14 protein-coding genes are annotated in these 12359 nt (G+C 38.6%); 8 read left to right on the forward strand and 6 right to left on the reverse strand.

What is annotated here, in order from left to right; all coding sequences use genetic code 11:
* The first annotated feature begins 65 nt into the window (after positions 1-65).
* From QZ738_RS18085 to QZ738_RS18120, 8 genes are all read left to right on the forward strand, one after another.
* On the forward strand, positions 66-1802 hold the full coding sequence (locus QZ738_RS18085; RefSeq protein ID WP_293789194.1) for an ABC transporter ATP-binding protein: 1737 nt from the start codon (positions 66-68) through the stop codon (positions 1800-1802).
* Positions 1786-3546, forward strand: a complete 1761-nt coding sequence (locus QZ738_RS18090) for an ABC transporter ATP-binding protein (protein WP_293789195.1) — start codon at positions 1786-1788, stop codon at positions 3544-3546. Before QZ738_RS18085 ends, QZ738_RS18090 begins: the two co-directional genes overlap by 17 nt.
* A 143-nt stretch (positions 3547-3689) precedes the next feature.
* A complete protein-coding gene (locus QZ738_RS18095) occupies positions 3690-4577 on the forward strand; it encodes an SMP-30/gluconolactonase/LRE family protein (RefSeq protein WP_293789197.1) in 888 nt (295 codons plus the stop codon).
* 71 nt (positions 4578-4648) lie between these two features.
* The gene (locus QZ738_RS18100) at positions 4649-5557 is read left to right on the forward strand and encodes a hypothetical protein (RefSeq protein WP_293789199.1); all 909 of its coding nucleotides are present in this window, start codon (positions 4649-4651) and stop codon (positions 5555-5557) included.
* Entirely contained in the window at positions 5557-5970 is a 414-nt protein-coding gene (locus QZ738_RS18105; RefSeq protein ID WP_293789201.1) for a luciferase family protein, read from the forward strand. Before QZ738_RS18100 ends, QZ738_RS18105 begins: the two co-directional genes overlap by 1 nt.
* Positions 5971-6502: 532 nt before the next feature.
* Positions 6503-6778: a hypothetical protein gene (locus QZ738_RS18110; protein ID WP_293789203.1), complete on the forward strand. Its 276-nt coding sequence runs from the start codon at positions 6503-6505 to the stop codon at positions 6776-6778.
* 171 nt (positions 6779-6949) lie between these two features.
* On the forward strand, positions 6950-7138 hold the full coding sequence (locus QZ738_RS18115) for a cold-shock protein (RefSeq protein ID WP_090982267.1): 189 nt from the start codon (positions 6950-6952) through the stop codon (positions 7136-7138).
* Positions 7139-7382: 244 nt separating this feature from the next.
* Positions 7383-8054, forward strand: coding sequence for a hypothetical protein (locus QZ738_RS18120; RefSeq protein WP_293789205.1), 672 nt, complete (start codon positions 7383-7385; stop codon positions 8052-8054).
* Position 8055: 1 nt separating this feature from the next.
* Here the strand turns inward: QZ738_RS18120 and QZ738_RS18125 are convergent, their stop codons facing one another.
* The 6 genes from QZ738_RS18125 to QZ738_RS18150 all read right to left on the reverse strand — a co-directional run bounded on the left by QZ738_RS18125 (position 8056) and on the right by QZ738_RS18150 (position 12359).
* Positions 8056-8427 (reverse strand): hypothetical protein, encoded by a 372-nt coding sequence (locus QZ738_RS18125; RefSeq protein WP_293789206.1) that lies wholly within the window; start codon positions 8425-8427, stop codon positions 8056-8058.
* 281 nt (positions 8428-8708) lie between these two features.
* Positions 8709-9617: a bifunctional molybdenum cofactor biosynthesis protein MoaC/MoaB gene (moaCB, locus tag QZ738_RS18130; protein ID WP_293789207.1), complete on the reverse strand. Its 909-nt coding sequence runs from the start codon at positions 9615-9617 to the stop codon at positions 8709-8711.
* A gap of 1 nt (position 9618) precedes the next feature.
* The gene (locus QZ738_RS18135) at positions 9619-10062 is read right to left on the reverse strand and encodes a molybdenum cofactor biosynthesis protein MoaE (protein ID WP_293789208.1); all 444 of its coding nucleotides are present in this window, start codon (positions 10060-10062) and stop codon (positions 9619-9621) included.
* A gap of 1 nt (position 10063) precedes the next feature.
* A complete protein-coding gene (locus QZ738_RS18140; RefSeq protein ID WP_293789210.1) occupies positions 10064-11170 on the reverse strand; it encodes a HesA/MoeB/ThiF family protein in 1107 nt (368 codons plus the stop codon).
* 5 nt (positions 11171-11175) lie between these two features.
* The gene (locus tag QZ738_RS18145; RefSeq protein WP_293789212.1) at positions 11176-11409 is read right to left on the reverse strand and encodes a MoaD/ThiS family protein; all 234 of its coding nucleotides are present in this window, start codon (positions 11407-11409) and stop codon (positions 11176-11178) included.
* 209 nt (positions 11410-11618) lie between these two features.
* The gene (locus tag QZ738_RS18150) at positions 11619-12359 is read right to left on the reverse strand and encodes a sulfite exporter TauE/SafE family protein (protein ID WP_293789214.1); all 741 of its coding nucleotides are present in this window, start codon (positions 12357-12359) and stop codon (positions 11619-11621) included.

Below are 12359 nucleotides of genomic sequence, written 5' to 3' on the forward strand. Positions count from 1 at the left end.
TCTTACAAATGATATCAATTAATTCGGCTAAATTTGGAAACTACAACTAAGGTATCTTCATTGATATGAAAAAAACCAAAGAAGCCAAAAAGCCGGGTATTTTCAGTTTGCTTGGAAATTACAAGGGCTTAATTTTTATGCTGATCCTGTTTGCATTGCTCAGTAATGGCATCAACTTACTTTTGCCCAAGATTATTGCCAGCGGTATCGATTCTTACACCAATAAAACTTTCGATCTTCAATCCACTCTGCTTCAGTTTTCGCTGGCCATTGTGCTGGTTTTTATCTTCACTTATTTACAAAGCATTGTACAAACCTATGCTTCTGAACGGGTGGCCAGAGATTTACGAACGAGGTTATCTGATCAGATTTCGCGGCAAAGCCATGCCTACATTATTCAGGCTAATCCGTCAAAACTGCTAACCAACCTTACCGCTGATGCCGATTCGATCAAAATGTTTGTTTCGCAGGCTATCGTTTCTATCTGTTCGTCTGTTTTTTTAATTGTTGGAGCAAGCATCCTGTTGCTTACGATCAATTGGAGACTGGCCCTTTGTGTAATCGCTATAGTACCTATTATTGGCGGTGCATTTTTCTATGTGTTAAGCAAGGTGAGAGTACTTTTTAAAAAGAGCAGGGAAGTAATCGATTGGCTGAATAAGGTGATTAGTGAAAGTATTATGGGTTCAGCTTTGATCCGCATCATCAATTCGCAGATGCTGGAATACAACAAGTTTTTAGATGCGAATGCGAAGGCGAGAGATTTGGGCATATCCATCCTCAGGATGTTTGCAGCTTTGGTTCCGGTTATCGTTTTTACGGCCAATTTGTCTAGCTTATGCATTCTGGTACTGGGTGGTCATTTCGTTATTACCAATTCAATGACTTTGGGGGAATTTACTGCTTTTAGCAGCTATCTTACGCTTATTATATTTCCCATTTTAGTGATTGGTTTTATGAGCAATGTTATTGCACAGGCTACAGCTTCGTATCAAAGGATAGAAACCGTACTCAACGCCATGGAAATTAACCATCCCGGAACCTTAAGTTCCTCCTTAAAGGGAGACGTGGAAGTGAAAGACATCAGCTTAAGCTTTGGTCAAAAACCAGTTTTGAAATCAATTTCATTTTCCGCAAAAGCAGGCTCCAGAACGGCCATTATTGGTCCTACAGCTGCTGGAAAAACGCAACTGCTTTATGTTTTAACAGGTTTGATTGATGCTGATGCTGGAACTGTATTGTACGATGGGCAAGAGATTAAAAAGTATAAACAACAAGATTTTCACAAACAGGTTGGTTTTGTATTTCAGGATAGCATTATGTTTAACATAAGCATTAGGGAGAATATTGCCTTTAGTGATACCGTCACAGATGAATCGCTGGCTAAGGCCATTGCTACAGCTGAATTGAAAGATTTTGTAAATGCTCTGCCCGATCAGCTGAACACGGTTATTTCAGAACGGGGAAATAGCCTTTCTGGCGGACAAAAACAACGGATTATGCTGGCCAGAGCCCTGGCGTTAAATCCCAGGATTTTGTTACTGGATGATTTTACGGCCCGTGTTGATGCTCATACGGAGAAAAAGATCCTGGAAAATATCCGGCAAAATTATCCGGGTTTAACTTTGCTTTCCATTACCCAAAAAATAGCTTCTGTAGAACGTTACGACAAAGTGATCCTGCTGATGCAAGGCGAAATCATTGCAGAAGGAAACCACCAGGAACTGTTGAAAAGCAGTCCTGAATATGTTCAGATTTACCATTCACAACAGAGCACCAGTAATTATGAACTACAATCTTAATCAGCCTGGCACCGGGCAGGAAAAACAGTCGACTTATAAAGCGCTGAAAAGCCTGCTAAAATTGATTTCTGCTGAGCATAAGACACTTTGGCTGGCGTTGGCTGCTATTTTGGTGAATTCAGGCTTATTGCTTCTGGGGCCTTTACTGGTAGGCCATACGGTTGATACCTATATCCGTACCAAACAATTTCACGGTGTACTTACTTTCGGCAGTATACTATTGGTTATGTATCTGATTGCCATGGTTACAGGTTATATACAAACCAGGTTAATGGGAGGAGTGGGGCAGCGGATGTTGTATACCCTACGCAATGCCATTTTTAATAAATTGCAGGAATTGCCCGTTTCTTTTTTTAACCAGAATAAGGCCGGCGACCTGATTTCGAGGGTAAATAACGATACCGATAAACTGAACCAGTTTTTCTCGCAATCCTTAATGCAGTTTATCGGCAGTATTGTAACCATGATCGGTGCCGGTATTTTCCTGCTTTCCATTAACATCGAATTAGGTTCAGCTACGCTTGCGCCTGCTGTAGTGATCGTACTTTTTACTGTGGCTTTATCACCCTGGGTGAAAGGAAAAAATGCCAGAAATTTAAAAAGCGTTGGGGGAATGAGTGCTGAAATACAGGAAAGCCTGAATAATTTTAAGGTGATCATAGCCTTTAACCGCAGAGATTATTTCAGGAGACGTTTTGACGAGGCTAATGCCGAAAATTATAAAACAGCAATCAGCGCGGGGTTAGCCAACAATATTTTTGTGCCTGTTTACGGGCTGTTATCGGGCATTGCGCAATTAATTACGTTGTTATTTGGTATTTATTTAATTGCTAATGGCCATTTTACCTTGGGTTTATTGGTCAGTTATATTTCTTATACCACCAATTTTTATAATCCGCTACGGCAGTTGGCTGCACTTTGGACCAGTTTTCAGGTAGCCATGGCCAGCTGGGACAGGATTTCGCAGATTTTATCTTTAGAAAGCAATTTAAAACAAACAACATTAACTGAAAAGATTACTTCCAGTGCCTTGCTGGAATTTAAAAACGTTCACTATTCTTATGATAACAGTAAAGAAATCTTACATAATATCAATTTGAGGTTCGAGAAAGGCAAAACTTATGCGTTAATCGGGCCAACTGGTGGTGGGAAAACCACAACAGCTTCACTTATTTCCCGTTTGTACGATCCTACCAGCGGAATGGTTTTGTTAAACGGTAAAGATATCAGGACGTTTTCTGCAGCAGAAAGGACACAAAAAATTGGTTTTATATTGCAGGAGCCATTTCTATTTACCGGAACGGTAAAGGAAAACATTTTATATGGTAACAGTCGATATGAAGCGGTAACTGATGCCGAATTAGAAAAAATAATTGAAGAAGCGAACCTGAATGCGCTTTTAGCCATATTTGATGAAGGATTGAATACACAGATTACTTCAGGAACAGACGGTATCAGTTTAGGACAGAAACAGCTAATTGCCTTTATGCGTGCGGTACTCAGAAATCCTGAATTGTTGATTCTTGATGAAGCTACAGCGAATATTGACACAATAACCGAGCAACTTTTAGGGAGTATTTTAAATAAACTTTCTAAGGAAACCACATTGGTGATTATTGCTCACCGTTTAAACACCATCGAAAATGCAGATGAAATTTATTTTGTAAACGAAGGTGAGGTACAGCAGGCAGGAACACTTAACGATGCATTGAATATGTTACTAAAAGGTAAGCGCGTAAGTTGATATATTTACTTTAGGTTGTTTAAAATTTGCAATTTCGAACTGATCAATTATGAATTTGCAATCCACGTAAGGGATTAGCAATTCTTAAATGGACGGGATTATAAATCCCGATTCATACGGACTCGCATTAATAACAAACATAAATGAAAAAATATTTTCTTTCTCTGGTCTTTTCGGCTTTAAGCATTACTTCTTTTGCACAAAATGCAGAGCTTCTTTTTGTCCAGGATAGTTTGAAATTGATTTCTTCACAGTTTAAGTTTACCGAAGGTGCTTCGGTTGATGAAGAGGGAAATGTTTTTTTTACCGACCAACCAAACGATAAAATCTGGAAATACGATATCAATGGTAAACTGAGCTTGTACATGGACAAATCAGGCAGGGCAAACGGGACTTATTTTGATAAAAAGGGAAACTTAATTGTATGTGCCGATGAAAATAACGAGATCTGGTCTATCGATAAAAATAAGAACATCAAGATACTTTTCAGTGATTATGAAGGTAAAAAAGTGAATGGTCCGAACGATATCTGGCTGGATGCTAAAGGTGGAATATATTTTACCGATCCTTATTATCAGCGCGATTATTGGACACGGAAATCGCCCGAAATTCAGGGCCAAAGAGTGTATTATTTACCGAAGGGGAAGAAAGAAGCGACGGTAGTTGCTAACGATGTAATTAAACCAAACGGTATTGTCGGTACTCCGGACGGGAAATTTTTATATGTAGCCGATATGGATGCAAATAAAACTTATCGTTATCGTATTGGTGCCGATGCCAGATTAACCGATAGGCAGCTTATTCTTACCCAGCATTCTGACGGAATGACTTTAGATCATAAAGGCAATATTTATGTAACGGGCAAAGGCGTGACTATTTACAAACCAACAGGAGAAAAGATTGCGCATATTGAGGTTCCGGAAGCTTGGTGTGGTAATATTTGCTTTGGTGGGAAGCAGAGAAATATGCTGTTTATCACGGCTTCAAAATCGATTTATACCATTCCGATGAATACGAAAGGAGTTGAATAGTTTTTTTATTTTCAGTAAATATTGAAAGTTTAATATTTTTATTCGATATTTGGCAGTACAAATATTAAATCATGAAAGCAGTTGTAAATAGAAAAATTTTAGGTTTTCTGGTCCCCAATTTTTTAATTATCGGCATCATCGGGGTAAACAGATTCGTACTCCAGGCTGAGAGTGGGGGTATTTTAGTTTTTTCCGAATTTATAATCCTCCCGATATTGATGGGGATATTAGCTGCTTGGTATTGGCGCGATTTAAAATTAAACAGTAAAAAGTTGATCTGGTATTCGATATTAAACGGCTTTTTTGCTATTATACTGAGTTTTTTATTTCTTGGTGAAGGAACCATCTGCCTGATTATTGTATCTCCGCTTATTTTTGCTTTTGTTACTACGGGTGCTTTTATTGGAAAGGTTATGTTTAAAAAGAACAAACAAACATTAAACATAAGCTTCGTTTCATTGTTGTTTGCTGTTTTTGTAATAGACTCGATATCAGATCACCACTATGAAAATATGGTTTCGGATGAGGTGATTATTAGGGCCAGACCTGAAAAAATCTGGAAAAATGTGGTCGCTTTTGATAGAATAAAGAAACCAAACAACTACTGGCTTTTTAGAATAGGGATGCCAAGCCCTATGCAAACAACAGTTTCGGGATATAAAAACGGCGCAGCTCGTAAATGTATTTTTAGCAACGGCTATACTTTCGATGAAAAGGTTATAACCTACGAAGAAAATAAAAATCTAACTTTTGATATTATTAACCAACCAAAAGATCCCGAAATAATGGGGCATATTGATATTGACCGCGGGCAATTTTTATTACATGATAATGGCGATGGGACCACAACATTGATTGGAAATAGCTGGTATAAGCTACACGTTTTTCCAACCTGGTATTACGATTTATGGGCCGAAAGTATTACCAGGAATGTACATCTGAGGGTAATGGAACACATTAAAGCCCTTAGCGAAGAATAATGTTTCATTTTATTGTTTATCGGCTGAATTTCCTCAAAGGCGTACCTTTGTTTGCACTGATTTATGATAGCTGTTTAAAAATTGCCATGTTTCTGGCTGCGCCTGAAAGACTAGGCTGGTTTGACGACATTGAAAATGAGGTGCTGAGTTGGGACGGGACAAACGTAAGCTTACACAAATTTGGCGGAACGCAGTTTAATTACGGACGAAAAGAGATCGGTCATTTACACAGTAACGGGTTATTAGATATTTTGGTCGGCCGGCAGGTTAAGCAAGAGCTACTGGCTTCAGGAAAGGCAGAAGTGCATCATATTTTTAAAGAATCTGGCTGGATCAGTTTTTATATTTTAACTGAAAAAGACCTGATAAATGCGAAGTGTTTGTTGAAAGAGGCTTATCAAAGCAGAATGTAGCTGCCTTTACGATAACTGCAAATAGTAAGATAATTTTTATTCTGTTCAGTTTATTCATCCTCCTAAAATATGAATCACATTAGTTAGTTTTGAGTTTCCTACTTATAGGGATAGACGACTATGAAAAAGCCCGCTCAGGATTGAGGGGCTTTTTTACTTTACTCCGCTACTAAAAAAAGCGGATCTGATACTTTCTGCGTTTACAAAACCACTGCGTTCAGGTTTGTTGGTGCTAATTTATCTGGACTGTAAAAGTTTTTTTGATTTTCCTGGCTCTTGGTATTGACAGCGTGCCTGGTTAAAATCCGTGCTTTATTAAAGTTGCTTAGCAAAATGCCTAAACTTTTCTCAAAAAGGTGTGTCCACCAGGTAGGACCGCGCGGGAATGATATGATGGAAGAGCCCTCTATAAATCGGAATCTCGTTTTTTCAGCATATTCTAATGATTTAATTAATTGTATAGGTACTGTTACATTTAATTTTGCCTGGAATAATTTCTTAAATTAGCCTATATCAAAAACCTGATGAGCTTATGGAAAATCTAAAAGAAGAAACCAAAATCAAAGCTTTTCTTACCAGGATCAAAGCGGAGTGGCCAGGAGTGGTAGAGCGCTTTGAGTTTAAAACTGGCAGTGTAATATATGTTCATTTAAAAGAAGGCATATCAAGCGTGGATTTTTTAGGTAAACTTTCCAGACAGGTAGAGCGTTTTGTCGATTTCAGTAAGCCTATCATCTTATATCATATTGAAAGTGATGGCATGAACTTAAGATCGCATCCCATTAACTGGTACTCGACGCTTAGATAGGTAATCTTGATGTTCACCAATCTTTCCGGAGCCCACTTGTACTGTAAATGTTTATTTTTATTTCTAGGGTTTTGAATCTTTTTACAGATAAAACGTAATTTTATCTGTCAGTAATTTTGGTTTATGGGTTTTAATCCTATTTTTGATTTTTAATTTAAAACATCCAGTATAATGAAAAACGGAACAGTAAAATTTTTTAACTCAGAAAAAGGCTTTGGCTTTATTAAAGAAGAAGGCGGATCTGAGATTTTTGTGCATGCATCAGGCCTGATTGACGAAATCAGAGAAAATGATACAGTTGAATATGATGTTCAAGAAGGCAAAAAAGGCCTTAATGCAGTGAAAGTAAGAGTTGTTTAATTCTTTCTCCAAAAGATTTTGAGCAGGATTTATTCCTGCTTTTTTTTTGGCCAAAATTTTTGGGATGATTTAATTTAGCCGTTACCGATAATGAACAAAAAGGTTGAAAAAATTTCCTGCTCATTTCTAGCTGATTACTTTTTTGAATATTTTTATCACCAAACCCTTATTGTAGTTTTCTGAATGGATTTTTATTTTTGCCGATGTCGACACAGTCGGCCCGAACCAAACAAATTAAATATTTTTGCAACTTTCTATTTTTTCAATCCAGGAACCTGTTACTCCTAACAAACCTGCCGACCGGGGTACCTTTATGGCGGCTGCACAATTTGTAATGGCGCTGAACTTTGCTGATGAATTTGAACTTTTAAGTTTATCGGCTATTCATATCCAATCTGGTGTTGCTAAAAAAGGCGGACTGGTATTTGTACGTAATGGCAAACTGAAGATGCATCCCGGAATTTATGACCATTTGGCGCTGATATCGATATCGTCTATCTGTGCCGGAAGTATTTATACACATGGTTTAGCTACAATAGCTGCAGAAATTGTAAATCTGCCTTACCATGATGGCTTTTTAAATTTAACAGGTGCAGAAGAAGATTATATGTCATTTAAACGCTTATGCAGCCCGATATCACGATTTTTTTTGCTGCATACCAAAAAAGTCCAGTGGTCTGCAATCCTATCGGTCTTTCGGTTTTTTATGGTAGATGGTATCTGGGATGTGGTTAATTTTGTTGCAGCGGAACTCCAACAGTCTGATGCAGACGTACTGGCTTGTGTACAACTTTTAGAAAATATGCAGAAACAAGCGTGGTATTCTGGATTTTATCAGTCGCTGCGGGATTTCCATGCCTCACGTTACCCTCTAAGTAAAGTTGGCTTAGCGTCAGAATTGCCCGAAATGGCCTAAATTATTTCAGATAATTTTCCAATAATGCATTTAGGTCTTCCCCAACAGCTCTATTGCCCATGTTATTGAGTTTTTGTTGTGAAGAATTATGCTTTTCGATGTAGGTAGCTTCTGTTTTATTAAATTTAAGATAACCTTGTTCAAAGTAACGTTCTTCTATTTCTGTAGACGAATCCATCGATCGAAACCATAATTTGATTAATGATCCTGTAATTTTATCAAAATAAAGCCAGTGGTAGGTCGCCTCTGCATCGGCATGATCAGCCAGGTCAAGACGCTGAATTTCTATGATGGTAGTATCGGAATTTTGGAAAAAGTATAAAATCTTATATTTAGGCAGCATGGCGCAAAAATAGAACTTAAATTTGATCACAAAAAAGAATTTTGTGGTTTAAATTTAATTGTGGATGATGGTGTTCGCTAGGATCTGTGATCTTGACCTTTCATCTTCTTAATTCTTCCGTCGGAACTAAAAATCATAGCTGACACTACAATATTCTTTTTCTTTGAAAGATTCTTCACTGTGTTCAGAATGACAGCCGTTACGATTTACGATCCTGATCTTTGACCCCGGGATTTTTAATCCGGTATATCATTGAGGTTATTGCTTAAAAAGATTACAACTCTCCGGACGGGCTTATAAAGCCCGGCGAATTAATGTTTCTCACCCTTAATTACCTTAAATAAATGCAAAACCTGTGGGAATAGTGCATCCATACTTTCTTCTGCGCCACTTTTGGAACCTGGGAAAGTAAGTACCAGTGTTTCTCCGATAAAACCAGCTATCCCACGCGAAAGCATGGCATAGGGCATACGTTCTTGTCCATAACGTCTGGCAGCTTCCATAATCCCTTCAATATTTCTGTCCATTAACGGTGCAATAGCCTCCGGGGTTACATCGCGCGGGGATAGGCCGGTTCCTCCCGTAAAAATGATCAGGTGATAACCATCTTTACTTAATTCAGTTGCTTTGTTCCTGATCATATGGATTTCATCGGGAACGATCTCATATTTCTCCGTATGAATTTCCCATTGTTCCAGGCGTGCGATAATGGCTTTGCCTGCCGTATCCTGGGCCTTATTTTCGAAAATAGAATCTGAACAGACGATGACTGCCGCTTTTATTTCAGGGAATCTGGCGTGTTTAAGGTCTGATTTTCCCCCTGATTTTTTTAATAACCTGATGTTTTCGATCTCAACACCTTTGTCAATGGGTTTTAACATGTCGTACATGGTTAAAGCGGTAACGGATGCACCATGCATTGCTTCCACCTCTACGCCTGTTTTGTAAATGGTGTGTACTTCAACCTGAATAATGATGGTTAAACCCACAATCTCATAGGTAATAGCCGTATATTCAATGGGAAGCGGGTGACAATCAGGAATCACATCACTCGTTTTTTTTACCCCGAATAAGCCTGCTGCACGGGCAAATTCAAATACATCTCCTTTGGGTATTTTGCGTTGTTCAATGGCATCAATGGTTTCCTGCTTTGATACCTTAACAGTAGCTCTTGCAATGGCGATCCTTAAGGTATTGGATTTTTTTGTGATGTTTACCATGTTAAATATTTTCTTTCCACTGATGGGTTTCGTCTTCGAATATTTCTTTGCCCCAAATTGGCAATTCTGCCTTTAATCGGTCTACGATTTCACTGCAGGCAGCTATTGCGGGTTTACGGTGCGCTGAAGAGGTAAAAACGAAAAGGCAAATTTCGCCTGTTTTAACTGTGCCTAAGCTATGGTAAATATGCATACAACTGAGTGGGTATTGTTCGAAAATTTCTTCCCTGATCTGATGCATTTTTTCAAGGGCGAGTTCCTCATAGGCCGTGTAGGCTATCGCGGCGACAAATTTGCCGTCAATTTCATCTTTTCTCACCTGGCCCATAAAAATACTATGGCCACCAATAGCCGTCTTGCTATTATGTTTGGCAATGCTATCGGCTATAAAAGCGGGTGTTATGGGGCCCTTGACGAAGATATTTTTTATTTTTTTTTCGCTCATGTTAAGATTTGAGAAAATGATCCCTCCATTTAATGATGCCACCTTTTAAACTGTAAATCTTTTTGGTATCACCATATCTTTCCTGCATGGCCTCTGCTGCAGCTACACTTCTAACGCCATGCTGGCAGATTAAAACGACCTGTTTTTGGTAAAATTCTTTGCCCAAAAAAGTGCCAAACTCCGACATTGGTACCTGTATAAAGATTTGTTTATCCAATACCGGTACTTCGTGTCTTTCGCGTACATCAATTAGTATCGTCGATTCCAACTGTTGAAGTTTCACCAGTTCGGCAACATCAATTTCTGTGTAACCTTGCGGGCCTTCGCTTGTGTCCTGATAATCCATATTTAGAAATTCATCAACAGTTTTAGGCAGCGTATAACCGTCGCCATGGGTGATGCTGACGGTATATTGTTCTTGTGTAAGTAAATTGTAGCTTAATATTTTATTAGTCAAAGGTAGTCCGATTTTGGCGATCAGTTTGATGGTTTCTGCCGCTGCCATCGTACCTAAAATACCGGGTAATACGCCGATAACACCATTTTCGGCACAATTAGGTACTTCATCTCTATGGGGTGGAATAGGAAAGATATCGCGGTAATTGGTGCCTGGAGTGAACTGATCAGGAACATTAAATAGGGCTAACTGTCCCTCAAAACCTGATACTGCAGCAAATATAAGTGGTTTATTCAAGAGCGCACAGGCGTCATTAATCAGGTATCTGGATTCGAAATTGTCTGTACCATCTAATATGTAATCATATCTGGATAAGATATCAAGGATATTATTTTTCTGCAACCGGATGGGGTGACGGACGATTCCAATCTGGGGATTCATTTCCTGCAGGCGCTTTGCCGCTATCTCTACTTTCAGCTTTCCGATATCAGCCGTGGTAAAAAGAATTTGTCTGTGTAAATTGGACAATGAAATAGTATCATCATCAACAATACCAACATGGCCGATACCTGCAGCAGCCAAATATTGCAATGCAGGGCAGCCTAAACCACCGGCACCAATAACCAGAACTTTTGACCTTAAAAGCTTTTGCTGTGCTTCCTCGCCAAATCCTTTTAGGATAATCTGCCTGTTGTATCGCGCTGTACTCATATTTCTTAACCACCAGAAAATGGCGGCATAATGGCTATTGTAGCCCGGTTTGTAATTTCTGTATTTTGTTGAACAATGTTCTTGTTCAGGGCAAGTTTGTATTTTATATCCTTTAAAGCTGGAAACCTGTTTTCGAGGTATTGTTTAAAGGCATTGGTGTCAGCAATACCATCAACTTCAATTTTTTGATTATTGATGAATTCGGTAATCTGGCCAAAACTGATAATTTCAATTTCCATGCTGCTAATTTACCTTTAAGATGCTACTTTATGTAGTATAAATTGATTGAAAATTGTCATACTATCTCAACTAACGGAGTTATAGGCGCTTAAATTGTTTATGGAGATGGTGAACGGGCTTTAGCCTTTCCTTTAAAATAAACTGCCTGCTTTATTAAGCATTAACAGCAAAACTTAAAAATAATAAAACAATGGTAAGGTATTTCCTGTCAGGCGTGCGTAAATAATAGTTTATAAGCAGCCAGAGCCAATACACAAGCCAGCACATTTTTTAAAACAGTTTGTGGAAATTTCAAGGCACCAAAGTAAGCGCCACAAATGCCTCCAACAAAAGCTACTCCCACATAAGCGAGCATATGACCGTTAAATTCGAAACCTTTAATCAGCTGACCACCTAAACCAGCAACTGAATTCACAAAAATAAATGCTGCACTGATGGCTGCGGTCTGTTTTTGATCTGTCCACTTTAAAAGCAATAGGATAGGAGAAAGGATAATCCCCCCACCAATACCGATCATACCCGAAAGTAAACCGATGATGCCTCCAATAGTCAGCGATAAGGGAATATTTGATGATCTGAGATCTTTAGAGGCAGTGTTTTTAAAAAAGAAAAAACGGATAACCGGGATCAGTAGAAGTAATCCTAAAATCTTTTTATAAATCGCACTTTGAATAACCATCATACCACCAATAAAAGAAAGCGGGATGGAGACCAGTGCAAAAGGCCAGAAGATTTTCCATTTAAAATGGCCACCACGGTAAAACTGGATAAAAGAAGTGGAAGAAACAAACAGGTTGAGCAATAGCGCTGTGGGTTTCATAATGGATGGCGAAATGGCAAAAATAGCCATAAGTGCAAGATAGCCGCTGGCCCCGCCATGCCCAACCGAAGCATATAAAAATGCAACTATAAAAAGTAAACAGTAAAAGAGGATAAAGCTTTCTTGCAT

The sequence above is a fragment of the uncultured Pedobacter sp. genome (genome assembly GCF_913776295.1).
In the GTDB taxonomy this organism is placed as follows: domain Bacteria; phylum Bacteroidota; class Bacteroidia; order Sphingobacteriales; family Sphingobacteriaceae; genus Pedobacter.